The organism is Nocardia neocaledoniensis (genome assembly GCF_003182135.1).
GTDB lineage: Bacteria > Actinomycetota > Actinomycetes > Mycobacteriales > Mycobacteriaceae > Nocardia > Nocardia neocaledoniensis.
The window spans coordinates 37,588-62,065 of record NZ_QGTL01000005.1; the positions used below are offsets into that span (position 1 = coordinate 37,588).

A 24,478-nucleotide genomic window follows, 5' to 3' on the forward strand; every position below is an offset into this window, starting at 1 on the left:
GTATACGAAGCTGATTTCGCACTGGGAACAGGGGCCCGCATACCGGTCTGGTGACCGCGGGATTTATCGACACATAGTCTCATGATTCGTCCTTGAAGCCACGTTGATGGCCTCTGCCCATTCAGCGGGGCGTTCACTGGCGAGTGCGTGTCCGGAATCCAGTTCGAGGAGCAGGGCATTGGGGATGCCGGACGCGAGTTCGATTGCGTGCGAAGCTGATACGACCAAATCGTGCGCGCCTGCAATCACTACGGTGGGAACCCTGATATCCGCCAACTCCGACCGAACGTCGACTCGGGTCAGCAAATCGAGTTGATCGTCGGCTCCTGCTGGTAGTGCAGGCCCGATCGTGTCGACCAGTGCGCCGATCTCACCGTCGGATCTGGTGTCGAGCCATCCGGGGCTCCAGCCGAGCAAGGTCAGATACGCCGCCAACGACCGGGTATCGCCGGAAGCGGCCAGTCTGCGCCACGTGGCGACGACCAACCGCAGACGCGCATTGGGATGAGCGAATCCCGCCGACAAGACCAGACCGGTCACCCGTTGAGGGTGTCGCGTCGCGATCCGCACTGCCACCGCGGCCCCGGTAGAAAACCCGACCACGGTGAACTGTTCCTGCCCGGCCTGTAGCGCTGCACTCACCAGGCCGTCGGCCAGCCCGTCGAGAGCCAGCGGCGTTGTCGCGCGCGGCGTGCGCCCCGACCCCGGGTAGTCCACCGCCACGACGGAGTTCGCCTCGGCCAACCTCGGCACGATCGGGCCGAAACTGTCCTCGATGTCGCTGCTGGCCCCGTGGGCGAGCAGGATGCCGGGGCCGCTTCCGTAGACGGATCCCACGAATTCACTCGTGCTCTGCGTTGTCATGGACCCACGCTAAAATCTCACACTGATGTGAGAGTCAACTCGGAGCGGCGGAGTCGGAATGCGAATCGGTGAACTGGCGCAACGTACGGGGGTGAGTCATCGGCTGCTTCGTTACTACGAGGAGCAGGGTCTGCTCACGGCGCAGCGAACCGGAGGCGGCTTTCGCGAGTACGCCCCGACCGCCCCCGATATCGTCCGCCAGATCCGCGCTCTGCTGGCCGCCGGTCTACCCACCCGGGCAATTCGCGACATCCTGCCCTGCGCGCACGGCCCCGCCCCCACCCTCGAACCCCATCCCGACATGCTCGCTCTGCTCCGCACCGAACTGGACTCCCTCGATTCCCGCATCACCTGCCTGCAAGAAACCCGCGAAATACTGGCCCGCTACCTGTCCACCACGGAATCCGGCTCGACCACCGTGGACGCGGTTCGCGTGACGTCGCCCGAGAGTGAAAGCGCCCGCAACGCGCACAACCAGCCGATTCCGCCGAGCACCATGCGTGGATAGTTCAGCGTGGTCCAGGTGTCGACGAACGACTCCACCCGAGCAGGTGTCCAGTCCTCGCCTCCGGATTGGAAGATCAGCATCTGGGGGACGAAATAGCCGTAGGACGACAACGAGTAGGCGGCCATGATGCCCGCCGAGGCCAGCCACCAGCGCCGGAAGGCGACCGGGGTGCGCCACGCCAGATACAGATTGATCAACGACAACAGCGCGACGACCGGAGAGGCGAACGGCCAGAACGCACGGCCGGCCTGATGGAAACCGGATTCGTTCATGGCGTCGAGTACCTGGTCCGGGGGCGCGTCGGCCCACAGCGGGATCACGCCGAGCTTCTCGTACCAGCCCGCCCCGAACTGGATTCCGACGAATATCACCAGCAGCCACAGCGGGACGGCGCGTTTGACAGTCATTGCCCTGATCTCCTCGACCTCTGTACTCTCTCTTCGAGAGTCTCTCTGTTTTAGAGATATTAGGAAGGGATGTCGCGTATGGCATCAGGGAAGTCCCGGAGTGAGACCCTGAACTCGCTTCAGCTCGCGTTGCGTGTGCAGGCGACGCGGACCGTGCTGTTCCATTCGGCCGTCGCGCAGCGTGCCGGTATCACCGTCACCGACCTGAGCTGTCTGAACCTGCTCAGCATGGAAGGCCCGCTGACTCCGGGCGAGCTCGCGCGGCACGTCGGTATCACCCGCGGTGGGGCCGTGACCGCCATGATCGATCGCCTCGAGCGGTCCGGGTACGTCGCTCGTCGGCGTGATCCAGACGATCGCCGGAGGGTCCTCGTCGAGATCACCGCCAAGGCCGCACAACAGGTTTCGCCGTTGTTCGCCGGACTCGGGCGGGCGATGCAAGACCAGCTCGCGGGCCGGGACGCCGAAGCGCTGGCGGTCATCCTCGATTTCGTCACCACGTCGACGGACGCCCTGGCTCACGCGACCGACGCATTGCGCGACTTCTCCGCTTGACTCAGGCGATCTCGACTCGGGTGTCGTAGTCGTTGCGGGCTGCCGCGATCTCGTTCTGGTGGGTTTCGGTCCAGGTGACCAGGGCTTGGATAGTCTCGTGCAAGCTGCCGCCGAGTGGGGTGAGGGCATAGTCGACGCGGGGTGGCACGACCGGGTACACGGTGCGGCGTACCAGGCCGTCGCGTTCGAGATGGCGCAGGGTGCGGGCGAGCATGCGCTGGCTGATGCCATCGATCTCGCGGCGCAGTTCGGTGAAGCGCAGGGTCCGGCCGGCCAGTAGCGCGATCGTCAGCAGCGACCATTTGTCGGCGATGCGGTCGAGGATCTGCCGCACGTCGCAATCCTGTCGAGCGTCCCATTGTCTGGCCGTGTAGTCGACGGTATCCCCGCAGATACCGAGTGTCTCGAAAGTGCCTCCCCCCGCGGAGCCGGCTATCACCTCGGCCAATTCTGGAATGCGCCCGACGATCCGCAACTGCACATCATGCGGCTGGAGCCGTGGCGTATCCAGGTCATCCGCGGACGGGACCTGCGCAGCCGGATCTGGCAACCTGTGGCCTAGCGGGGCTGTGCCCGGTCGGGCACAGCCCGAATTTCCCGGGTGCGATGAGTCGTCATGCCGCGCCGACTACAAGATCGACTGGAGCACGAGGCACCGGTCGACGACCTATCGAAGGCAACCGACATGTTCGAACCACTCTGATCGCCCTTGCGACCGCCGCTGCCGTCCTCACCGTCTGTGGGAGTGGCGACGCTGCCGCACCTGAGCAGCCCGTCCCCGGTCGCACTGCCGGTGTCAACGGCCTGCACATGTACTACGCGGTACACGGTCAGCCGACCGACCAGCCGCAGGTGGTACTGCTGCACGGCGCCGTGTCCGGTATCAGCACCGACTCCGGCCCCTCTCATAGCTCGTGACGCGGCCCTGAGCGTTCGGCCGGAGCTCGGACTAGTACGTGCCGCCACCGTCTCGGACGGGACCGTCCGGCATCGAACGCAGGCGCCCCGCAATGCGATCGACGTCGCCGCGTTCACCGGGAGGCAGGGCGGCGCCGACCGACGCGCGCATACGCGTGGCGGTGTCGAGGAGCCGGGCCGACAGTTCGGGGGAACCTGCCGCAGCGTGGGCGCCGGCGAGGCCTTCCAGCGCCAGGGCGATCGCACGCGGATCGCCGGTGCGTTCGGCGGCTGCCCGGCCCCGCTCGTGCAGGGCGAGTGCGGCACCGGCGTCGCCGCGCAGTTCGGCGATGAAACCCAGTTCGGCCAGGATGAGGGCGGCGCCGTTGGCCGCGTCGAAGCCGAGATTCCAGTCCAGCCAGGGGCGCAGCAGTTCCTCGGCGGTATCGAGGTCGCCGCGGCGGCGCGCACTCATCGCCAGCCCTACCTCTGCGGTTTCCAGCGCCGGCCGGTCGCTGTGCGTCGCGGCCAGGCGGCGGGCCCGTTCATGTAGTTCGTCGGCGCAGTCGAAATCCTGGCGTAGCAGGGCGATTCGGCCCAGCTGCGACCAGTGCTCCGCAGCCTCGGCCCATAACCGCAACTCCTCGGCGATCTTGACACCGGCACGATAGCGGGCCTCGGCTTCGCCGTACTCGCCCCGTATCTCGTGCAACCGGCCCAGCACCGCGGTGGCCTGTAACCGGCCCCAGTACTCGTCGCCGAACAATGTCAGGGCGTGCTCGGCGTCGGCACGGGCCGCATCGAGTTCACCACGCGAACAACGTTGGATCGCACGGACGGTGCGGGCCGCCGCCGTGGTCCAGTTGTCGTCACCGGCGGGGATTTCGTGGAGTACCCGATCGATGATCTGCACGGCGTCGTCCATGACACCGAACATCGTGACGGCGTACCCGAGAAACCAACCCGGCCCGGCTCGTTCATCCGGCGCCAGCTCGTCGAACAACCGCACCGCAGTTCCCGCCTCCACGGCCGTGCCGGCGCCCTCCCCGGCCAGTAACCCCATCGCGGCTCGCCAGACTGCCAACCGTGCGCGCGGCGAATCGGGCGCCGCAGTCGGCTCGGGGACCGCGAGTGCACGGGTGATCGACCGCCGGGCTTCGCCCAGCCGCCCGCGCAGGAACCAGTACCAGGTCAGCGCCAACGCCAGCCGCTGCGCTAGCGTGGCATCGCCCGAGTCGATGGCGGTGTCGAGCGCGCGGCGCAGATTGGCGGATTCGGCGTCCAGCCGGTCCAGCCAGTGCCGCTGTCGTGGCCCGCGCAGGTGGGCGGCGGCCTGCTCGGCGAAGTCGGTGTAATGGGCCGCGTGCGCATACCTCAGCCGCTCGTATTCGGTCTGATAAGGCTGCGCTGCTGGATATCGGCGCAGTTGTTCTATCCCGTAGGCGCCGACCGATTCGAGCAGGCGATAGCGGGGTTCACCGTCATGGGTTACCGCGACCAGCGACCGATCCACCAGCCGCGCGAGCAGATCGAGTACCTCTCCGGAGCTCACCCCGGCACCGGCGCACAGCTGTTCGGCGGCGTCGAGTGTGCATCCGTCGGCGTGGATGGCCAGTCGCCGCAGTACCGCCTGCTCGGCCGCGGTCAGCAACTCCCAGCTCCAGTCGATCATCGCGCGCAGGGTCTGTTGGCGCGCGGGCGCGTCGCGGCGGCCACCGGTGAGGAGGCCGAATCGGTCGTCGAGCCGTTCGGCGAGGCGCGCTGGTCCGAGCACCCGGACCCGGGTCGAGGCCAGTTCCAGGGCGAGCGGAAGCCCGTCCATCCGGCGGCACACGGTCGCCACGGCGGCGGCGTTGCCGGCGTCGAGGACGAAGCCCGGCGCCGTCGCGGCTGCCCGCTCGGCGAAGAGCCGAACCGCGTCCGATCGCAGCACCGCCTCGAGCGGGGCGTCTGCCGCGGGCACAGCGAGCGGCGGCACCTGCCAGAGGCTTTCGCCGGCGATGCCGAGTGGCTCACGGCTGGTGGCCAGCACGCGCACCGAGGGTGCCCGGTCCAGCAGCAGTCGCACCAGCGCGGCCACGGCACCGATCACATGCTCGCAGTTGTCCAGCACGATCAGCAGCTCGCGATCGCGTAACGCCCGTACCATCCGGTCTCGCGACGACGCCGCGGGCCGGTAGGGAGTCGGCGCATCGTCGCGAAGCCCGAGTGCCGCCGCCACGATGTCCGCGAGTCCGTCGACCTCCTCATTCGCCACAGTATGGCCGCCGAGTTCCACCAGCCAGATGCCGTGGGTGTTCCCGCGTGAGGTCTCGGCCGCCGCAGCGAGTGCGAGCCGAGTCTTGCCGACACCGCCGGGCCCGGTCAACGTCACCAGCCGTTCGGTGCTCAGCAACGCGCGCACGTGCGCCAGATCCGATCGGCGACCGATGAGGTCCGTGGTCGGCGCGGGCAGATTCGTCCGCGGGGCGGCCTCGGCTGGAGTACGTGCGGCAGGCAGCGCCGCAGGGTCGGCGCGCAGGATCTGCTCGTGGAGTTCGGCGAGCGCGGGACCCGGCTCGAGGCCGAGTTCGGTATCGAGGCGGTGACGCACGTCGCGGAAGACGGCGAGGGCCTCGGCGACGCGTCCGGCCCCGTGCAATGCCCGCATCTGGGTCGCGCGCAACCGTTCCCGCAAGGGGTGCTGCTCGACGAGGCCAGGCAGCGCGGCCGCGAGTGCACCGTATTCGCCCAGCAGTAGCCGAGTCTCGGCCATCTCCTCCTGGACGAGCAGGTGCTGGTCGTTCAGCCGCGTCACCGTGGGAAGCGCCAGCGGTTCATCGGCGATATCGGCGAAGGCCTCGCCACGCCACTGCGCCAGGGCGTCGGCGAATCCGGCAACCCGCTGCCGTGGGTCATCAGCTCGGCGCGCCGCTTCGACCGCAGTTAGGAAACTTCCCGAATCCACCGCATCGACCGCGATATCGAGCAGGTAACCCGTCGCACGGTGGACCACCATGTCGGATCCCACCGCACCCAGCGCCCGGCGTAGCCGCGAGACCAGGGTCTGCAGCGCACCGTCCGGGTGGGCCGGAACCTGCGTGCCCCAGATCCCGTCGATCAGCCGGTCGGCCGAGACCACCCTCCCTGGATCGAGCAGCAGGATCGCCAGCAGCGTACGGACCTTCTTCTCCGGAACCGGCACCACCGTGCCGTCCGCGGCCCACACGGTCAGCGGACCAAGAACCCCGAAACGCACCGGACCAGCGTAATGGACACCCGCACGCGGACCGAGAGCCGACCGACAGCGAACCGACAGCACCAGGCCGCACAGTCGTTGGTGTCCACACGGCAACGAACCAGGAGATTCGCAATGAGCAGCAACCTCACCGGCAAGAAGGCACTAGTCACCGGCGGCACACACGGCATGGGTCTGGCGATCGTCAAGGCACTGCTGGCCGCGGGCGCCGAAGTGGTCCTCACCGGCCGGAACGAGCAAACGCTGGAGGACGCACGCACCGAACTCGCCGGACAGGCCGCGCATGTGGTGCGCTCCGACGCCGCGAGCATGGCCGATATCGCGGCGCTCGCCGATACCGCGCGGGAGCGGCTCGGCCAGATCGACCACCTGTTCGTCAACCACGGTATCGCCGCCTTCGCCGAACTCGCCGAAGTCACCGAAGCGGAGTGGGACCGCCATTTCACCATCAACACCAAGGGCGCGTTCTTCACCGTGCAGGCACTGTCCCCACTGCTGGTCGACGGTGGCTCCATCGTGTTCACCACGGTCGGAAACGACCTGATCTTCCCGGGACTGAGCGCGTACTCCGCCTCCAAGGAAGCGGTACGGGCCTTCGCGCACGTGCTCGCCGCCGAATTCTTGCCGCGCAAGATCCGGGTGAACTCGGTGGCGCCCGGTTTCATCGAGACACCGACGATGGGTGTGCCCGGTCTCAGCGAACAGGAGCGCGAGGAGTTCGTGCGACAGGGGCACGAATCCACGCCGCTGCGCCGCACTGGCACCGTGGAGGAGGTGGCGACCGCGGCATTGTTCCTTGCCGTCGACGCCACTTTCAGTACCAATGTCGAGCTCGCGGTGGACGGTGGCTTCGCCCAGGGCCTTCCGGTCACGCACTGAGGACGTCGCAATGGCTGACGATCTCACCCGCGATGCTGTCCGCGACAGTCCCGATCCGTCGGTGGCCGAGCATGTGCGCCGTTACCTGGCGACCGACGGAGCCAGTGGCTATCTGGAAGGAGGATCACCGAACCTGATCCTCACCCATCGCGGCCGCAGCACCGGCAGACTCCACCGCACCGGGTTGTTCTTCGGCGAGGACAACGACCGCTACATCCTCGTCGCCTCGGGTTCGGCCATCACCCACACCCACCCGCAGTGGTATCTCAACCTGATAGCGCAGCCGTTGGTCGAGGTGCAGATCCTCGCCGAACGGTTCACCGCCGTGGCCCGCACCGCCGAAGGTACGGAGCGGCAACGCCTCTGGGACCTGATGACCGAGATGGCGCCCGTGTATCACACCTACGCGGCACGCAGCAGACGCACGATCCCGGTCGTCGTACTGGAACGGGTGCGAGCTGCACAGCTTGCCCGTGACAACCGACGCCTCGACCGCGAGCCGCCGATGAGTTCGGTGATCCCGCCCCGTCTACAAGATCGAGAACGATCGAAAGGAACCGCACACCGATGAAGTACACGCTGATCTACGCCCACGACCCCGCCAACTCCCAGCAGACCGAAGACGAGGTCCAGGAATGGATCGAGTTCGACAACCAGGTCAAGGAAGCCGGGATCTTCGTCCACGAGGCCGGGTTCCATCCTGGTGCCGACGCCAAGGTGATCGAAGTGCGCGACGGTGACGCCACCGTCGACAAGGGGGTTTCCGGCGTAGTCGCGGCAGGGTTCTACGTCCTCGATGTCCCCGATGAGGACACGGCCGTTTCATGGGCGCAGCGCATCCCCACCGCACGGTACGGCCGCGTGGAAGTACGACAGGTAGTCGAATTCTGACCTCCACGCCACCGGACTCGACGTAGCCGACTCGACTTCGTGAGGTCCTACGGTCTGGCGCGAAGACCTCCGAGACTCGAGTGCGTTCCTGGACAGGCTCGCACGTCACTCGGAGGTCTTCGCCATATCAGCTCGCCACGCCGTTGCCGAACGTCGGTGATCGTCATGGCCGAAGCGCGGGGCCCGGAGCGGTGCATCACGGAGATTCTTTGCGCCCCCAGGGAATCGGAGCCTGCCGGCCGAGCGGCGATGGAAGTCGTTCAGTGGCGAAAGCGATAGCGCAGGTGCGTCACGGTCGGTGATTCGATGACCTCGACCGGTTCGAGTTCGAGGCCTGCCACACCGTCCAGGAGCCGCTCGCCGGCCCCGAGCACAACGGGTACGAGATGCAGAACAAGTTCGTCGAGTAGCCCGGCAACGAGATACTGCCGGACGGTCGCAGCGCCACCCGCGATCTCGACATCCTTGCCATCCGCAGCCGCCCTGGCCTGCTCGAGCGCGGAATCGATGCCGTCGTCGACAAAAGTGAAGGTGGTGCCGCCCAGCATCGTCAACGAGGCACGGTGGTAATGGGTCAAGACGAAAACCGGTGCATGGTATGGCGGTTCTGGGCCCCACCAGCCGGTCCAGTCCAGGTCCCACTCACCCCTGCCCGGTCCGAACATGTTGCGGCCCATGATATGTGCGCCGGTTCGGGCGTGTAGATCCCGCAGCAGCGCCCGGTCCTTCTCGCGGCCCAGCCGCTCGGTCTCGAAGATCCACGCGGTCAGAGCATCCGCGCCGACCCCGAACGGGTGGTCTGCGTCCTGCCCGGGGCCGGCAGTGAAGCCGTCGAGTGAGATTGCCAGATTTGCAGTTACCTTTCCGATACTCATGCCGACGACCGTACAATAGATACGCTTGCGTAGCTACATGTCCGTAGCTTATATTCGCGATATGGCTCGAACTGACGAGAAACGCGGACGCCGTTCTCTCGATGACGTACTCGACGCATGCCGCAGGGCGGTCCTCGGTGAAGTCGCAGAAACCGGACTGGGACGGCTGTCGATCGAGGGAGTCTCGCGGCGGGCTGGTGTAGCGAAGACATCGATCTATCGCCATTGGTCTTCGGTCGAGGAACTTCTGCTCGACGCGCTCGCGCGTTCCCATCCCGTGGAAACGGTCGCCCTCGACGGTGGTGGCTTGCGGTCGGATCTGCTGCGGGCCCTCGACCAGCTCGTCCGCTGGCTCGACGGACCATCGGCCCCGGCGGTGGCAGCGATCCTCGCCGAGCGGCGGCGTCGCCCGGACCTCGTCGAGGCCTTGTACGCCCAAGTGTTCGACGCCAACGGCACTCGGTTCACCCGCACCGTCATCGACCACTACGCAGAGCGCGGCCATATCGAATCCCGGCTGGTCACCCCTGTCGTCGTCGATATCGGCGAAGCGTTGGTGATCAAGCACCAGATCGACACCGGGACTCTGCCCGATGCCGAAACCCTTGCCGCGATCGTCGACCAGGCCATCCTGCCTGCCCTCGGTATCGCGCCACCAGATGAAGGAACATCCCCATGAGCGCTACCCCTGCCACCATCGCGGCACCTCCCGCCACCGTGCGGGTGGACTGGGAGCAGACGACCGTCACCTCACGCACCACGCTCACCACCCACCTGTGGACAGCACCCCCACTGCGGCGCGAATCGCCGATTCACGACCGAGCATTCGAAGCCCTGCGTGCATTGCGCGTGGACCTCGCTCGGTTCCTGCCCTGGTTCAGCCATCCGCGGGTCGCGGTGCCCGAGCTCACCCCGCCGACCGACACCCGAACATCCTGGAACTTCGAACTTCTCGATCCCTTCGTCGAGGACTTCGTCGCAGCGGCGGAGGGCCGGCCGATCGTGGCGAACTTCGCCACCATTCCGACGTGGATGTTCGTCACCGCCGAGCCCGTGGACGTCTCCGAGGATCTCGACGAGCACCACTGGGACTACGAACAGGGCAGTGAGCTGCGCGATCCCACCTGCGCCGAAGTCGCGGACTATTTCTACCGGCTCGCGAGCTGGTACATCGCGGGTGGCTTCACCGACGAGCTCGGTCGCCGACACGAGTCGGGCCACCGCTACCGCTTCGCCTACTGGGAAGTACTGTGCGAGCCCGACATCGGGCACCGCATCTCACCCGAGCTCTACACCGCGCTCTACGATGCGATCGTCACACGGCTGGCCCCGCTGGACCCGGACATGAAATTCATCGGGCTGTCACTGAGCCACGTGCACCATCAGCCGGAATACTTCTGGCATTTCCTCGATCCGGCCAACCACGCCGACGGTGTTCCGATCGACGCGATCTCCTATCACTTCTACGCCCAGCCTGAGATCGTCAATCCCTTCGGGCGAGAGGGAAATGCCCCGAGCGCGCATTGGCGCGACATCTTCTTCGCTCAAGCCGACGCGTTCCTCGACCAGGTCCGCTTCATCGACTCGATCCGCAAGCGTTTGGCACCCGACACCGCGACCTTCATCAACGAACTGGGAACCTACCCCGCCGACCTGATGAACCCCGCGCCCGATATCCCCGACTCGTACTGGGCACTGAGCGCCGCGGTCCAGACCTACTTGTGGGCCCAACTGGTCGAGATCGGCATCGACCTGGTCGGTATCGCCGAATTCATGGACTACCCCGGCATGATTCCCGGCACCAGTCTGATCGACTGGGAAACCGGCGCACCCAACACTCGCTACCACGCGCTCGCACTACTGCTGCACCACTTCGATCTCGGTGACGCTCTGGCGACCACCACGACAGGGGCCCACGGCTTTCCGGACCCACGCGTCCACGCCCAGGCGTTCATCTCTGCCTCGGGACTCCGAAAGCTTTTGGTGGTCAACAAGACAGCCGACACGGTCACCGTCGACGCCCCTGATCTCGACGGGCAAGGCAACCAACTCACAGTCAGCACCGTCGACGGAGAGGTATCGGTCGAAGCGTGCACCCTCAGTCTCGGCGCTTACGCGGTCGCCGTCATATCCCATTGACCACTGGTGGCCCACCGGGGGCCGCGCCGATACCCAGCGTGCACCCTCGCGCTGTCTGACCTGCTCCCATCCACAGCGGGTCGAAGGTGCGCGCGGTCGGCGGTAGTGAAAGTCGGACCCGATGATCCGCAACCGGCAAGCGCAACTCGGGGTGCATCGCGAAGTGTTGAGGCTGTGGATCTGCCGGGCGGATACCGGCGAACGAGGCGATCCCTGTCGCGAGGGGCGGTCGCAGGTTCGCGCCCCCGGCGGGACACGCAAAACACGGGCAACCGGAAAACACCTGGTCATCGCGGATTCCTATACGATCTGGCGATCCCGGTTCACCGGTGTTAATCCTATCGTGTTCCCATCTCCGATGTGCCCACGAGCGCATCGGAGATGGGAACGGCGCGACCATGGGACTTCCTCCGGTCGGCTTGTCGGTGGAGGAACTTAGACCGTGTCTCACGTCGCGGGTTTGGCCTTGGCGAGTTTCTTGTAGCCGGTGAGAGCTGCGGCGAGGGTTGGGAAGCCCAGGAACCGGTCGACGACGGCGCGGACCTCGTCGCGACCGCACCGCCGGGAGCGCTCGCGCCAGCGGCCGCAGCGCTTCGGCGTCGTTGGTGTTGGCCGCCGAAATCGCCACAGCCAGAGGGATTCCGGCTCGATCGGTCAGCACGTGCAGTTCCGAGCCGGATTTGCCGCGATCGACCGGACTCGGGCCGGTCATGGCGCCCCCCTTTTTTCGCTCGCATCGATGCCGCGTCCACCACCGCCCGCGACCAGTCGATCAAGCCTTCGCTACCCAGCTCGTCGAGTACCACCCGGTGTAGTCGCCGCCACAGACCCGCTTCGGTCCAGGCAGTGAACCGGCGATGCGCCGTCGGGAAGGTCACCCGAACGAGGGCGGCAGCATCCGCCACGCGCAACCGCTGGTCAACACGAACACCACTGCGGTGAACACCGCACGCTCATCGACCGGCGCGGTCCCGCCGCCCTGAGCACGGGCCTCGAACCTCGGCAACAACGGCTCGACCAGCACCCACAACCCATCCGGCACCAAACGCCGCGACAGAACATCGACCACGACCAGACATAATGCAGCACAGACGCTTACGACTCACATCAAATAAGTTCCGACGATACGAGACACGCTCTTGACCGGGAGGGGAGTGATCAATCACGTGCACGGGAAACGAGTGCCGTTCGATCTGGCGGAGTACGAAGAACGGGTGCGATCGGGGTCCTGCTTCATCTGTGACCTGGTCGCCGGGTCGCCGGGGTCCGAACATGAGGTCCTGCTCGACGACGGAGCGCACATCGCGTTCCTCGGCAGGTATCCAACGATGTATGGGCATGTTCTGGTCGCGCCGAAACCGCACCTCGAGCATGTGGTGCGAGACTTCGAGCAGGATGGGTATCTGCGGTTGCAAGCGGTCGTTTACAGGGTTGCTCGCGCTGTCGAAGCCGTTGTGCCGTCGGAGCGAACCTATCTGCTGTCGCTAGGTAGTCAACAGGGCAATGCTCACCTTCACTGGCATGTTTCGCCCCTGCCTCCGGGCACTCCGTATGAAAGTCAGCAGTTCCATGCGTTGATGGCGGAGAACGGCGTCATCCCGTGGTCGCCTGCGCAAGCTGCGGAGCTGGCCGCACAGTTGCGGGCCGAACTCGGTTCGTGAAGGCCGCAGTTGTGCCGCGGCACTGACCAGCTACAGGAAACTCGCGAAGGCCCGGAAGAGCTACGACGTGAGACACGCTCTTAGCAACCCGAGTTAGAACCCAACCGGTGGGGCAGGTCATCCGGTCACCTTTTCATGCAGCAGTCCCGTTCGCGGCGGTGCTCACCGTGGTGACAATGGCGCTGGCCAGCGAATTACTCACCCGCACAGATCAAACCGGCGGCAAGCTCGGAAACGTCATCGGCCTGGTGTGTGTCGCTCCGTTCGCCGTGCTGTTCGGGTTCGCGATGCCGAGCACGGTGCCGGCAACTGGCAGTTCGCCGCGGGTGAGGTCGCCGGGCTCGTGATGCCCGACGAGCGTCATAGCGTGATGGAGGCGTAGGGCGCCGAGGCGATCATCCAGTTGCTGAACTCGCACGCCAGGTGCCATTGGTGCTGGTGGATGTTGCGCGAGGGTACCGACGCCGGAAATTGCACGGTCAGAAGTGCTTCCAGTGTTCCGTCGTTGTCGCGGAACTGGTGGCGGACACCGCCGATGGCAAGTCCGTCATCGAGGAGGGCGGTTCCGGCGACCTGTACGGGGTAGGCGGGGTCGGGGGCGATGGCGATGTCTTCGGTGCGCTGATAGTCGACGAGAAAGCGCGAGGCTGCCGGGGACCCACCGGTCGTTTCGACGACCTCCTGGCGGCCGTCGGGCAGGCCGCGCAGCAAGTAGTGATCGGGGCACGCCGCGTCCATCGCGTTCTCGTCGTTGATCGCGACGAGGTTGTCGAACCATTCGGCGAAACGCTCGGCTGACAGGCCTGGGGCGCGCACGTGGGTGGCGGCGTATTTGACCCGACCGCGGCTCATGGCGACACCGATGCGGGTGATCCGCTCCGAGATGGCCAATTCGCGTTTGAGCATCCCGTAGATCCCGGCGTGCCCGAGTTCGGTTCGCAACGTGGCCAGTGCTGATCGGCGTTGAGGCAATGCGCCGCCGCGCAGTTGGACGAGGGTGGCCTCGGGCAGGATCTCGCTCACTCCCCGGGCGCCCAAGCGTGCGCGGTACTTGGCCAGCACGGCATCGGCGCGGCGAGACTCCCAGGCGAGTACCTGCTCACGCGAGATCTCACGCCCGTTGATCGTGACCTGAACATCGATCGGTTCGCTCGCGGGCATTCGCCTCGCCTCCCTGACGTGGATGCGTTCGCCGCCTCGCGATCAAACGCAACTAATTCTTGCTTTAAGGATGCGCCTCGGCGCCCGCGAACGCAAGCCCGACGCCAGATGTGTGGCCGGAGTCTTGCCCTCGTCGGCGCCTGGCGAGCGCTGACGCCGGGTGTGTGTCCTCGGCTGGGCATGTGTGCCACGCCACCGGGACGTCGGTGTGCCACGTTCGTCGCCCATCGGGTCGCCTACGGCGCGTGACGCCTCGGGAGATCATGTGCAAGTAGGGAATTCGCTCACGAGCGCGCGTCGCGGTGTTGATCGGCGACGGTGTCCCGGAGGGTTGAAACGTGACGTTAAGGCCAGGGCGGCTGTCATTAATCATGCCTAGTCGATTGACAACGTGACGTGGATAACCCATCCTGATCTAACGCAAGATTCGCTTGCGTTTAATTCTCGGTTCGCGGCCGTGTCACGGCGATGCGAACAACAAGGTGCCCGAGAGGAATTGGTCAATGCTGACCAGGAGAGACTTCATGATCCGAGCGGCCGGGTCCACGGCCGCCGCCACGGTGGCCGCGGCCTATCTCGGCACCGGCCCGAGCTTCGCGGCACCTTCGGCTGATGCCGGGCTGCGGACCTTCATCGAGGGAGATCTCGTCGAGCAGGGCCGGGTCGTCGAGTGGGAACGTCGGCGTTTGTCGGTGGCGGCGGCTCGATTGCGCCGCGACTACGCCGGGGTGCTGGTCGGTGAACTCGACTCACTGCTGGCGCGTCTGGAAGTCGCCGTCGACGACATTCCTGCCGCGCGGTCGTCCCTGGCGCGGGCGCGGGTCCTGATCGGCCCGGAGGGGCTGCGTGAGTTGCTGGCCGGTGAACTCGTCGCTTCCGAGGCCGCGGCCCGTACCGGTGTCGCCGCCTCGGGCGGGCGCTGGCAGTACTCGATCACCGAGATCGCCAGTGACCGGGGGACAGCCCAGGGTTTCCTGGACTGGTTCGATCGAGCACGCAGGATCGACGATCGAGCGGTGTGGACCGACGCGTGCCCGGACCACTACATCATCGCCACGCTGCCCGACGGCCGCCAGGAGGTCGTCGAGGTCACCGGCGGCGCGATGCTGGCCAGCCAGTTCTTCGTCGACTACACCGACACGTCCAGGCTCATGGTTCCCGCCGACCCCGCGTTTCCGCTGGCCGTGTCCGGGGTGGCATCGCTCGCGGACGGGTTCGTCATCGGCGGTGTCTGCCACCAGTTCCGCGACGAACCCGGCGGCGGCTTCCGCAGCCAGCTCAAGGTCGCCTTCCCCGCCGCGCTGCCCGAGCTCTACATCGCCGAACACCGCTGGCACCTGGCCTGCGAATTCGGCAACTGGATCTCGGCCTACCTGCGCTGACGCCCGGCCATCGTCCCCCCGGTGCCGTGAGCACGGCTGGGGCGGAATTCGGCGCTCCCGGATCTGGTCGGGTAGAAATTGGACCATGGTTCAACGCGAGAACGCCGAGGACAGCGCCTCACCCCCGGTTCCGCGCAAGCGGACCGGGGGTCGTTCAGCACGTGTGCGCCAAGCGGTGTTGACCGCCACTCTCGACCAGGTGATCGAGCACGGAATCGAAGGTCTGACCATCGGCGATATCGCTGCCCGCGCCGGGGTCGCCGAAACCACCATCTACCGGCGGTGGGGAACCCGGACCGCGCTGATCGCCGAAGCCGTCACAGAGCTCGCCGCCTCGGGCAACCCGGTGCCCGACACCGGTGCTCTGCACACGGATTTACGCACGCTCGCCGAGCAGGTCGCTCATCTTCTCCAGCGGCCCGGCACCGTCCGGCTGGTGGGTACGGCGATCGCGCTGTCGGCTGACCCCGAGGTCGACACCGCACGCCGTCGTTTCTGGGACGAACGCTTCGAGAAGAGCTCGCAGGTGGTCATCAAAGCGATCGACCGAGGTGAGCTGCCCGAGGGCACCGACCCGCGCGAAGTACTCGAAACGCTGTCCGCGCCGCTGTATTTCCGGCTCCTGGTCGGCGACAAGCCCATCGACGACGCGTTCCTTTCCCGCTGCGTTCAGGACACACTCGCCCGACACGGCAGCCCCGGTTCACTGCCGAACTGACCCCGGTGGCCCCTCGGCCGTCTCCCGCCGGCAGCACCGTTCACCTCCCCGCCCCCCTTCGGCGGGGGCGTGAACGGCGCTGTGGCGGGCTCAGCTGAGGGCCAGGGCGACCGTGAAGTCGGCGCCTGTGGCCTCGCGTACCTCGGCGACGGTGACATCGGGGGCGGTTTCGAGAAGTGCCAGGCCGGTCGAACCGACGTCGAAGACGGCCATGTCGGTGATGATGCGGTGCACACAGCTCGCTCCGGTCAGCGGCAGGCTGCACCGCTCGACGATCTTGGGTTCGCCGTTGCGTGAACGATGTTCCATCATCACGATGACGCGTTTCGCGCCGTGGACCAGGTCCATCGCCCCGCCCATGCCCTTGACCATTTTTCCCGGGATCATCCAGTTCGCCAGGTCCCCGCGAGCGCTGACCTGCATCGCGCCGAGCACAGCGACATCGACGCAGCCACCGCGGATCATGCCGAACGAGTGGGCGGAGTCGAAGTAGGAGGCGCCGGGCATGACGGTGATCGTCTCCTTGCCCGCGTTGATCAGTTCGGGATCGACTTCGTCCTCGGTGGGATAGGGGCCGACTCCCAAAACGCCGTTCTCCGAATGGAGCACGACGCTCACGCCCTCGGACAGGTGGTTCGGGACGAGGGTCGGCATGCCGATGCCGAGGTTGACGTATTGACCGTCGCGCAGTTCGGTGGCGACACGTGCGGCCAGTTCGTGGCGGGTGCGGCTCATGCCCGGACCGTCCTGTTCTCGATGCCTACCTCGACTCTGCCGACGTGCACGACCCGCTGGACGTGGATGCCCGGGGTGTGGATCTCGTCAGGGTCGAGTTCGCCCGGTTCGACCAATTCCTCGACCTGGGCGATGGTCACGCGGCCAGCCGCGGCGGCGGGTGGGTTGAAGTTGCGGGCGCTGCGCCGGTAGACGAGGTTGCCGTGCCGGTCACCCTTCCAGGCGTGGACCAACGCGAAGTCGGTGACGATCGCCTGCTCGAGTACGTAGGTCATCCCGTCGAAGACCCGGGTCTCCTTGGCGGGGCTGGCGAGTGCGATCCCGCCTGCGCCGTCGTAGCGCAGCGGAAGCCCGCCCTCGGCGACCTGGGTGCCGACGCCTGCCGGGGTGTAGAAGGCGGGAATGCCCGCCCCACCGGCGCGCATGCGCTCGGCCAGCGTTCCCTGCGGGGTGAGCTCGACCTCGAGTTCGCCGGCCAGGAACTGGCGGGCGAACTCGGCGTTGGACCCCACATAGGAGCTGGTCGTGCGGCGGATCCGGTGCGCGTCGAGCAGCACGCCGAGGCCGGAACCGGAGGTGCCGCAGTTGTTGCTGACCACTTCCAGATCGGTGGCGCCCTGGGCGAGCACGGCGTCGATGAGCACCTGAGGCACTCCGACGAGCCCGAACCCGCCGACCGCGAGCGAGGCGCCGTCGGGGATATCGGCGACGGCCGCGGTTGCCGTCGCAATGACTTTGTCCATCACCGCACCGATACTAGACGAAACGTTCGCAATGAGTACACTTGTTCGCAGAACGAACATCGAGGTGTGGTTGAGGGTGCGCGGTCGCTCCGGCATCGCGCCAGATCGCAGCGCAGAGCTTGTGCGCCGTACCCTCAGGCCCGACCGGCGGTGGAGATCCTGCCGCGGGGGCGGATGCCGTCGGTCCACTGGGAGAAGGAGGTGCGCCAGCCATGGCCGAACCGTCGCTGGAGTACGTGCAGTCCCTCGGACGCGGGCTGGCCGTCATCCGATCGTTCGATGCCGAGCATCCTCGGCGCACCCTCAGCGAAGTCGCGGCCGCGACCGAGCTGACCCGCGCGACCGCCCGCCGATTCCTGCTCACCTTGGTCGAACTCGGCTACGTGCGCACCGACGGTGGCCAGTTCTGGCTCACTCCAAAGGTTCTCGAGTTGGGCTACAGCTTCCTGTCCAGCCTCGGTCTGCCCGAACTCGCGGGCCCGCATCTCGAGGCACTGGCCGGGAGGGTCCACGAGTCCACGTCGGTGTCGATCCTGGACGGCACCGACATCGTCTATGTCGCCCGTGTCCCGGTCAGCCGGATCATGACAGTCTCGATCGACATCGGCACCCGTTTCCCTGCCTTCGCCACGTCGATGGGCCGGGTCCTGCTCGCCGCCCTCGATCCCGAGGCGCTGGACCGCTATCTGGGCGAGGCAGACCTCACTCCGATCACACCCAGCACCGTCGCGTCCGCGGCGCAGCTGCGCGCCGAGCTGGAACGCGTACGCACCCAAGGGTTCTGCGTCGTCGACCAGGAACTCGAACAGGGCCTGCGATCGATGGCCGCACCGATCCGCGACCGGCACGGCGCGGTCGTGGCCGCGGTCAACATCTCCACCCACGCCGCCCGCTACACCGCGAGCGAGGTTCACGACGTTCTGATCCCCGCCCTGCTCGAGACCAGCGCCGCGATCGAGCACGACCTGACCCAGATACGTTCCCACACCTGATCCCCAAGGAAGCTCCATGCCCGAAGCTGTCATCTGCCACCCCCTGCGGACCCCGGTCGGCCGCTTCGGCGGCGTCTTCAAAGACCTCACCGCGCACGATCTCGCCACGACCGTGATCACCGAACTGGTGACACGCACCGGACTGGCCGCCGAACACATCGACGACGTCATCCTGGGGCAGGCATCACCCAGCGCCGAGGCTCCGGCCATCGGGCGCATCGCCGCACTCGACGCGGGACTGGGCGTCGGAGTTCCCGGCCTCCAGGTCGACCGGCGGTGCGGATCGGGACTGCAGGCCGTCCTGCAAGCGTGCATGCAGGTGCAGACCGGTGGGAGCGATCTCGTGCTGGCCGGGGGAGTGGAGTCGATGAGCCGCACCGAGTTCTACACCGACAGCATTCGGTGGGGCGTGCGCGGCGACGGTCCGGTCCTGCACGATCGCCTGGCCCGGGCGCGGGTCACCGCCGGAGGCAAGAACTTTCCCGTCCCGGGCGGCATGATCGAGACCGCGGAGAATCTGCGCGCGCAGTTCCGTATCACCCGCACCGATCAGGACGCACTCGCCGTGCAGTCGCACCGGCGCGCGGTCGCCGCGCAGTGTGAGGGACGCTTCGACGCCGAAATCGTGCCCGTGACAGTGACGCAGCGGCACAAGGATCCCATACAGGTGACTCTCGACGAACATCCTCGCGCTGACACCGACATCCACACCCTGGGCCGCCTGCGCCCGATCCGTGCGACAGCCGATCCGGACTCGACGGTCACCGCGGGCAACTCCAGCGGCCAGAACGACGGCGCGGCGGTGTGCGTGGTGACCACACCCCAACGGGCCGCCGAGCTCGGCCTGCAGCCGATGGCGCGCCTCGCATCCTGGGCCGTTGCCGGCGTAGAGCCCGCCAGGATGGGCATCGGACCGGTCCCAGCGACCGACAAGGCGCTCGCGCGATTGGGCCTCACACTCGACGACATGGACGTCATCGAACTCAACGAGGCCTTCGCCGCCCAGACGCTGGCCGTGCTGCGGTCCTGGAAGGTCGACCCCGACGATCCGCGCCTCAATCCGAACGGGTCCGGCATCTCCCTCGGCCATCCGGTGGGTGCCACCGGCGCCCGCATCCTGGCGACCCTGCTGCACGAAATGACGCGCCGAGGCGGTCGCTACGGACTCGAAACGATGTGCATCGGCGGCGGACAAGGCTTGGCGGCTGTCTTCGAACGGGTCTGACCTTTCGGTCAAAGCCCTGGCCCTGTCCACTGCGGCAGGGCCAGGACGCGGGCGCCGCACAGCGCTCCTGGACGCCGTGTACGTGGGTGCTCGACTCTGCCCCTACGCGCTTTCCGCCGAATGAGCTAGGCCCCGCGATTGCCCGGCGAGGACCGCGCGGTGGCAGCGCCGAGGAGATCGAGTGCATCGACGGCGCTGTTCACCCGAGGTGACCTCCCCGGGGTCGGCTCTCCGAGTTGGGCGGCGACCCATTCCCGGCTCGGGCCGGACTCGTGGCGTCCGGAGACGAACCACACCCCGCGTGCGGGCTGGTCGGCCTGGTTGACATAGATGTGCGGGCGGGTGGAGTCGAACCAGAGCGAGTCACCCGCACTGATCGTGTACTTGTCGAACCCGAGCAACAGCGTGAGTTCCCCGGAGAACAAGTAGGCGTACTCGGTCCCGGAGTGGCGCATGGGCATCCGGTCGATCGAACTCGCCGCACCGGGTTCGTAGGTGACCAGGAGCGCGTCGACGTCGGAGCCCGGCCCGACCGCGAGCTTTTCCCAGCGGACGCCGTTGGCCATCTCGATCACGGGATTGTCCGTGCCACGCTGAACAACCTGCCTGCCGGTGCCGCCGGGCGAATCGGCGGCCGGTTGCATCGTGCGCCGGTGCGGGATCCCCAGCAGGTCGTCGAGGGAGATCTCCAGGTGATGGACCAGGGCGTAGAGGGTGCTCACCGAGGGCTGGGACTTGTTGTTCTCGATCTGGGAGAGCTGGCTGGCCGAGATCCCGACCGCCGCGGCGACGGCTCGCAAGCTCGCTCCGCGATCCAGGCGCGCCTGTTTCAGTGCCGGCCCGATTCTGTCCTGCATCAGCGCACCCCTGTCTGTCTATTCATCAACTATCAGTGAACATTAGCGTTTCACTAACAATGAACATACCCGCTCGGCCGCGAGTGGGCGCTCGGCGGCGGTCCGGGGTAGCCCTTTGGGGCGCAAAGTCGTGGCAGGGCTGCCCGCATCGTGCGCGCTACTGAGTGTCGGGACTTCACTGCATAGAACGCCTCAGTGGAACGTGGTTGACATCACTGAAGATATGTTTAATGATACTGAACACATCCGGTGGTGGTTCTCGCCCCGTTCCCGTCATCGACGACGAAGGAGTCTCGTGTCTTCCCCGCATGAACACACCCCCGCGATCCGGCGGCCGCGGCCTCTCCCCGCCTCGATCGACATTGCTCGTGCCGGTTCCGCGGAGCGGGGCCCGACATGTTGATCGGATTTGCCGGCCTGGGCCGGATGGGTAAGCCCATGGCCACACATTTGGTCGCTGCCGGGCACACCGTGCTCGCCTACGACCCGGTCGCCCAGCAACTGCCCGCGTCGCTGCGTCCAGCCGACACCGCCGACGCGCTGGCCGCCACGGAGATCTCGATCAGCATGCTGCCCGACGGTGCGGCGACCCGTGCGCTGGTCATCGAGGCGTTGTCCGGTGTCGCGCCCGGCCACCTGCACATCGTCATGGGAACGGTCGGTCCCACGGTCGTCCGCGAGCTGGCGGCGCTGTCGTGGATCGAGGTCGTGGACGCGCCCGTCTCGGGCAGCGTGTCGATGGCCGAGGCCGCCACGATCACCACGATGGTCGGCGCCACCGCCGCACAGTTCGACAGGGTCCAGCCGGTGCTGGCGGCGATGACGGCCAAGCAGTTCCACGCGGGTCCGGCCGGTGCCGGTTCGACGGCCAAATTGGCGGTCAACGCGGTGCTCGCCGGTCTGAGTCAGGCTGTGGCAGAAGGTGTTCTGCTTGCCGAAGCCGGCGGACTGGACCCCGCCGTCTTCTACGGCATCCTCACCAACAGCGCCGCCGGGGCGCCGTATGTGGGCTACAAGCAACAGGCCTACCTCGCACCGGAGACCACTCCCGTCGCGGCGCCGGTATCGCTGATCCGCAAGGACCTCGGCCTGGCACTGGATCTGGCGCGCCGCCATCAGCTGTTCTTGCCCGGCGCCGAAGCGGCGTACGGGGTGCTCGACGAGGCGGTGACGGGCGGGCTGGCCGAGGCCGACATGGCCCAGGTTCTCACCGCCCTGCGCCGCAGCAACGCCCCCGCCTTCTCCGAAACCATCTCTCCCGCAACATAGACAGGAGTTCGCTCATGACCGGCGACACCCTCGCCATCGAGACCGAAGCGACCATCCGCGCCCTCGAGGACGCCCGCTACGCGGCCGTGCTGGCCGGTGACGTCGCCGCCTTCGCCGCCCTGGCCCATCCCGAGTTGGTCTACACCCACTCCAACGCGGCGGTCGACACTCTCGACAGCTACCTGGACAAGCTGCGCAGCGGCTTCTACGTCTATCACCGCATCGACCACCCCGTGGACCGGATCGTGATCGCAGGCGACACCGCGGTGGTCGCCGGACAGATGCACGCCGACATCACCGCCGGCGGGACCCGCAAACAGCTCGGCAACCGCGCCCAAGCGGTCTGGGTGCGCCGCGACGAACAGTGGCTGCTCCTGGCCTACAGCCCGACTGTGATCCCCGAGGAGAACCGATGACCACCTTCACCTACGACGGTCTGCCCGGCCGCATCGTCTTCGGCGCGGGTGCGACCCGCACCCGGCTGCCCGGGGAACTGGATCTGCTGGACGCCCAGCGCATCCTGCTCATCGCCACCGACACCGAGGGCGCCCTCGCGACCGCGCTGTGCGCGCCGTTCGCCGACCGTGTCGCGGCCACCTTCTCCCAGGTGCGCCCGCACGTCCCGGTCGAGGTCGCCGAGCTGGCCCGCAAGGCCGCCACCGAGGCCGAGGCGGATCTGGTGCTGTCGGTGGGCGGCGGATCGACCACCGGCACCGCCAAAGCCGTCGCGCTGACCACCGGATTGCCCCTCGTCGCGGTGCCGACGACCTACGCCGGATCCGAGGTGACCCCGGTCTGGGGGATGACCGACCGCGGCCGCAAGACCACCGGCACCGACCGGCGGGTCCTGCCCAAGACCGTCGTCTACGACCCCGACCTGACCGCGTCGCTGCCGGTCGAGCTCGCGGTCGCCAGCGCCCTCAACGCCGTCGCCCACTGCGTGGAAGCCTTCTGGGCGCCCCGGCGCAGCCCGGTATCGAGCGCGGTCGCCGAGGACGGCATCCGTCACCTCGTCGCCGGCCTGCAGGCCATCGAGGCCTCCGCGACCGACGCGGCCGACGCGGCCGCCCGCAGTGATCTGTTGCTGGGTGCCTACCTGGCCGGATCGGCCTTCGCCGGTGCCGGATCGGGCCTGCACCACAAGATCTGCCACGTCCTGGGCGGCGCCTTCGACCTGCCCCACGCCCAGACCCACGCGATCGTGCTGCCGTACGTGCTGGCCTACAACGCGCCCCACGCTCGCGAGGCGACCGACCGCATCGCGCGGGCACTCGGGCGCACCGACATTGTCACCGCCCTGCGCGAACTGGGCACCGGGCTCGGTGTGCCCGCTGGTCTGGGCGAGCTCGGTATGACCGAAGCCGACATCGACACCGTCGTCGACGACATCACCGCGATCGCCCCCGCCGACAACCCGACCCCGGTCACCGGCGACGGCGTGCGGGCTCTCCTGCGGGCCGCCTGGGCGGGGTCCGACCTCGGGGAGACCGCAAGATGAGCGCCGAGGACACCCTGATCACCGACCGCGAAGCGGCCGTCACCGCGGAGGTCCTCGACAGTTTCGCCGCCACCCCCGACCCGCGCCTGCGCGAGGTGATGACCAGCCTCGTCCGGCACCTGCACGCCTTCGCCCGCGAGGTCCGGCTCACCGACGCCGAATGGACGGCGGCGATCGAATTCCTCACCCGCGCAGGCCATATCACCGATAGCAGGCGTCAGGAGTTCATCCTGCTCTCCGACGTGCTCGGTCTGTCCATGCTCACGGTCGCGATCAACGAACCCGACGCACCCGGCGCCACCGAATCCACCGTCTTCGGGCCGTTCTTCGTCGACGACGCCCCCGAGATCCCGCTCGGCGGCGATATCGCCCAGGGTGCATCAGGGGTGCCCTGTCACGTGTCGGGTGAGGTGCGCTCGGTGACCGGCGAACCGATCCCCGGCGCGCGGATCGAGGTGTGGGAGGCCGACGACGACGGCTTCTACGACGTCCAGTACCCGGACGGGCGTACCGCCGGGCGCGGCAGGCTACGTTCGGGCACCGACGGCGAATACCGATTCTGGTCGGTACTGCCCGCCCCGTATCCGATCCCGCACGACGGCCCGGTGGGCGATCTGCTCGCCGCCACCGGCCGGGGCCCCATGCGGCCCGCGCACCTGCACTTCCTGGTGACCGCGCCCGGCTTCCGGACGCTGATCACCCACATCTTCCTCGCCGAGGATCCCTACCTGACCTCGGACGCGGTGTTCGGCGTCAAGGACGACCTCGTGGTCGAGGTGTCCTGGCACCACGACACCCCAGCCCCGGACGGCTCCCACCCCGAAGGCGACTGGACCAGCATCGCCTTCGACCTCGTCCTCCCCCCATCGGACGAGCACTAGCCGCTTATCCGCGGCATTCTTCCGGACGGTATCCGCCCGGACTTCAACGACCGCGCCACTCGTGGCCCGGATCGAACGGACCAGCCCGCGCTCCGGGCCGCTC

25 protein-coding genes and 2 pseudogenes are annotated in these 24,478 nt (G+C 67.3%); 17 read left to right on the forward strand and 10 right to left on the reverse strand.

Features of this window, described 5'->3' with window-relative positions; translation table 11 throughout:
• Positions 1-63 precede the first annotated feature (63 nt).
• Positions 64-864, reverse strand: coding sequence for an alpha/beta fold hydrolase (locus tag DFR69_RS15835; protein WP_110038342.1), 801 nt, complete (start codon positions 862-864; stop codon positions 64-66).
• A gap of 58 nt (positions 865-922) precedes the next feature.
• Here DFR69_RS15835 and DFR69_RS35690 point away from each other — a divergent pair.
• Positions 923-1,108 (forward strand): annotated as a pseudogene (locus tag DFR69_RS35690) (MerR family transcriptional regulator); the annotation flags it as partial.
• Between the two features lie 140 nt (positions 1,109-1,248).
• Here the strand turns inward: DFR69_RS35690 and DFR69_RS15845 are convergent.
• The gene (locus tag DFR69_RS15845) at positions 1,249-1,779 is read right to left on the reverse strand and encodes a DUF1772 domain-containing protein (RefSeq protein WP_110038344.1); all 531 of its coding nucleotides are present in this window, start codon (positions 1,777-1,779) and stop codon (positions 1,249-1,251) included.
• Positions 1,780-1,857: 78 nt separating this feature from the next.
• Between DFR69_RS15845 and DFR69_RS15850 the strand changes: the two genes are divergently transcribed.
• Positions 1,858-2,334 (forward strand): MarR family transcriptional regulator, encoded by a 477-nt coding sequence (locus DFR69_RS15850; RefSeq protein ID WP_110038625.1) that lies wholly within the window; start codon positions 1,858-1,860, stop codon positions 2,332-2,334.
• A gap of 1 nt (position 2,335) precedes the next feature.
• Here DFR69_RS15850 and DFR69_RS15855 read toward each other — a convergent pair whose 3' ends face one another.
• Together DFR69_RS15855 and DFR69_RS15870 are read right to left on the reverse strand one after the other, a co-directional pair.
• Complete coding sequence (locus tag DFR69_RS15855; RefSeq protein ID WP_208643995.1) at positions 2,336-2,728, reverse strand: winged helix-turn-helix transcriptional regulator; 393 nt, start codon at positions 2,726-2,728, stop codon at positions 2,336-2,338.
• Between the two features lie 555 nt (positions 2,729-3,283).
• Positions 3,284-6,469, reverse strand: coding sequence for an AfsR/SARP family transcriptional regulator (locus tag DFR69_RS15870; RefSeq protein WP_208643981.1), 3,186 nt, complete (start codon positions 6,467-6,469; stop codon positions 3,284-3,286).
• A 114-nt stretch (positions 6,470-6,583) separates the two neighbouring features.
• Here DFR69_RS15870 and DFR69_RS15875 point away from each other — a divergent pair, with 114 nt between their 5' ends.
• The 3 genes from DFR69_RS15875 to DFR69_RS15885 are packed head-to-tail and all read left to right on the forward strand — an operon-like array spanning position 6,584 to position 8,239.
• A complete protein-coding gene (locus DFR69_RS15875) occupies positions 6,584-7,348 on the forward strand; it encodes an SDR family oxidoreductase (RefSeq protein ID WP_110038346.1) in 765 nt (254 codons plus the stop codon).
• 10 nt (positions 7,349-7,358) lie between these two features.
• A complete protein-coding gene (locus DFR69_RS15880) occupies positions 7,359-7,919 on the forward strand; it encodes a nitroreductase family deazaflavin-dependent oxidoreductase (protein ID WP_110038347.1) in 561 nt (186 codons plus the stop codon).
• Complete coding sequence (locus DFR69_RS15885) at positions 7,916-8,239, forward strand: YciI family protein (protein ID WP_110038348.1); 324 nt, start codon at positions 7,916-7,918, stop codon at positions 8,237-8,239. Before DFR69_RS15880 ends, DFR69_RS15885 begins: the two co-directional genes overlap by 4 nt.
• A gap of 260 nt (positions 8,240-8,499) precedes the next feature.
• Here the strand turns inward: DFR69_RS15885 and DFR69_RS15890 are convergent, their stop codons facing one another.
• A complete protein-coding gene (locus DFR69_RS15890) occupies positions 8,500-9,114 on the reverse strand; it encodes a dihydrofolate reductase family protein (RefSeq protein ID WP_208643982.1) in 615 nt (204 codons plus the stop codon).
• 61 nt (positions 9,115-9,175) lie between these two features.
• On the opposite strand from DFR69_RS15890, the gene DFR69_RS15895 reads away from it, so the two are divergent.
• Both DFR69_RS15895 and DFR69_RS15900 read left to right on the forward strand, forming a co-directional pair.
• The gene (locus DFR69_RS15895; RefSeq protein WP_110038349.1) at positions 9,176-9,793 is read left to right on the forward strand and encodes a TetR/AcrR family transcriptional regulator; all 618 of its coding nucleotides are present in this window, start codon (positions 9,176-9,178) and stop codon (positions 9,791-9,793) included.
• Complete coding sequence (locus tag DFR69_RS15900; RefSeq protein ID WP_110038350.1) at positions 9,790-11,253, forward strand: hypothetical protein; 1,464 nt, start codon at positions 9,790-9,792, stop codon at positions 11,251-11,253. Before DFR69_RS15895 ends, DFR69_RS15900 begins: the two co-directional genes overlap by 4 nt.
• 523 nt (positions 11,254-11,776) lie before the next feature.
• On the opposite strand, the pseudogene DFR69_RS35235 reads toward DFR69_RS15900, so the two are convergent.
• A pseudogene (locus tag DFR69_RS35235) lies at positions 11,777-12,322 on the reverse strand (IS5 family transposase); the annotation flags it as partial.
• Positions 12,323-12,407: 85 nt separating this feature from the next.
• Between DFR69_RS35235 and DFR69_RS15910 the strand changes: the two are divergent.
• Both DFR69_RS15910 and DFR69_RS15915 read left to right on the forward strand, forming a co-directional pair.
• Positions 12,408-12,914 carry an HIT family protein gene (locus DFR69_RS15910; RefSeq protein WP_208643984.1) on the forward strand — a complete coding sequence of 169 codons (507 nt, stop codon included), beginning with the start codon at positions 12,408-12,410 and terminating at the stop codon, positions 12,912-12,914.
• Between the two features lie 107 nt (positions 12,915-13,021).
• Positions 13,022-13,261: a hypothetical protein gene (locus DFR69_RS15915; protein WP_146229291.1), complete on the forward strand. Its 240-nt coding sequence runs from the start codon at positions 13,022-13,024 to the stop codon at positions 13,259-13,261.
• A 13-nt stretch (positions 13,262-13,274) separates the two neighbouring features.
• Here the strand turns inward: DFR69_RS15915 and DFR69_RS15920 are convergent, their stop codons facing one another.
• On the reverse strand, positions 13,275-14,075 hold the full coding sequence (locus DFR69_RS15920) for a hypothetical protein (protein ID WP_110038352.1): 801 nt from the start codon (positions 14,073-14,075) through the stop codon (positions 13,275-13,277).
• A gap of 503 nt (positions 14,076-14,578) precedes the next feature.
• On the opposite strand from DFR69_RS15920, the gene DFR69_RS15925 reads away from it, so the two are divergent.
• Entirely contained in the window at positions 14,579-15,457 is an 879-nt protein-coding gene (locus DFR69_RS15925) for a hypothetical protein (protein WP_146229292.1), read from the forward strand.
• An 85-nt stretch (positions 15,458-15,542) separates the two neighbouring features.
• Entirely contained in the window at positions 15,543-16,175 is a 633-nt protein-coding gene (locus DFR69_RS15930; protein ID WP_110038354.1) for a TetR/AcrR family transcriptional regulator, read from the forward strand.
• A 90-nt stretch (positions 16,176-16,265) separates the two neighbouring features.
• On the opposite strand, the gene DFR69_RS15935 is transcribed toward DFR69_RS15930, so the two are convergent.
• Together DFR69_RS15935 and DFR69_RS15940 are read right to left on the reverse strand one after the other, a co-directional pair.
• Entirely contained in the window at positions 16,266-16,910 is a 645-nt protein-coding gene (locus DFR69_RS15935) for a CoA transferase subunit B (RefSeq protein WP_110038355.1), read from the reverse strand.
• Positions 16,907-17,653 (reverse strand): CoA transferase subunit A, encoded by a 747-nt coding sequence (locus DFR69_RS15940; protein WP_110038356.1) that lies wholly within the window; start codon positions 17,651-17,653, stop codon positions 16,907-16,909. Before DFR69_RS15940 ends, DFR69_RS15935 begins: the two co-directional genes overlap by 4 nt.
• A gap of 212 nt (positions 17,654-17,865) precedes the next feature.
• Here DFR69_RS15940 and DFR69_RS15945 point away from each other — a divergent pair, with 212 nt between their 5' ends.
• Entirely contained in the window at positions 17,866-18,645 is a 780-nt protein-coding gene (locus DFR69_RS15945; protein WP_110038357.1) for an IclR family transcriptional regulator, read from the forward strand.
• 16 nt (positions 18,646-18,661) lie between these two features.
• Positions 18,662-19,870 (forward strand): acetyl-CoA C-acetyltransferase, encoded by a 1,209-nt coding sequence (locus DFR69_RS15950; RefSeq protein WP_110038358.1) that lies wholly within the window; start codon positions 18,662-18,664, stop codon positions 19,868-19,870.
• 125 nt (positions 19,871-19,995) lie between these two features.
• On the opposite strand, the gene DFR69_RS15955 is transcribed toward DFR69_RS15950, so the two are convergent.
• A complete protein-coding gene (locus tag DFR69_RS15955; RefSeq protein WP_110038359.1) occupies positions 19,996-20,727 on the reverse strand; it encodes a helix-turn-helix domain-containing protein in 732 nt (243 codons plus the stop codon).
• A 396-nt stretch (positions 20,728-21,123) separates the two neighbouring features.
• Between DFR69_RS15955 and DFR69_RS15960 the strand changes: the two genes are divergently transcribed.
• Genes DFR69_RS15960 through DFR69_RS15975 form a run of 4 tightly spaced genes read left to right on the forward strand, consistent with a single transcriptional unit; the run spans position 21,124 to position 24,375 of the window.
• Positions 21,124-21,996 carry an NAD(P)-dependent oxidoreductase gene (locus DFR69_RS15960; protein ID WP_110038360.1) on the forward strand — a complete coding sequence of 291 codons (873 nt, stop codon included), beginning with the start codon at positions 21,124-21,126 and terminating at the stop codon, positions 21,994-21,996.
• Positions 21,997-22,010: 14 nt separating this feature from the next.
• Complete coding sequence (locus DFR69_RS15965; RefSeq protein ID WP_110038361.1) at positions 22,011-22,412, forward strand: nuclear transport factor 2 family protein; 402 nt, start codon at positions 22,011-22,013, stop codon at positions 22,410-22,412.
• A complete protein-coding gene (locus DFR69_RS15970) occupies positions 22,409-23,494 on the forward strand; it encodes a maleylacetate reductase (protein ID WP_110038362.1) in 1,086 nt (361 codons plus the stop codon). The genes DFR69_RS15965 and DFR69_RS15970 overlap by 4 nt, the downstream gene beginning before the upstream one ends.
• Positions 23,491-24,375, forward strand: a complete 885-nt coding sequence (locus tag DFR69_RS15975) for an intradiol ring-cleavage dioxygenase (RefSeq protein WP_110038363.1) — start codon at positions 23,491-23,493, stop codon at positions 24,373-24,375. Before DFR69_RS15970 ends, DFR69_RS15975 begins: the two co-directional genes overlap by 4 nt.
• The last annotated feature ends 103 nt before the right edge of the window (positions 24,376-24,478 follow it).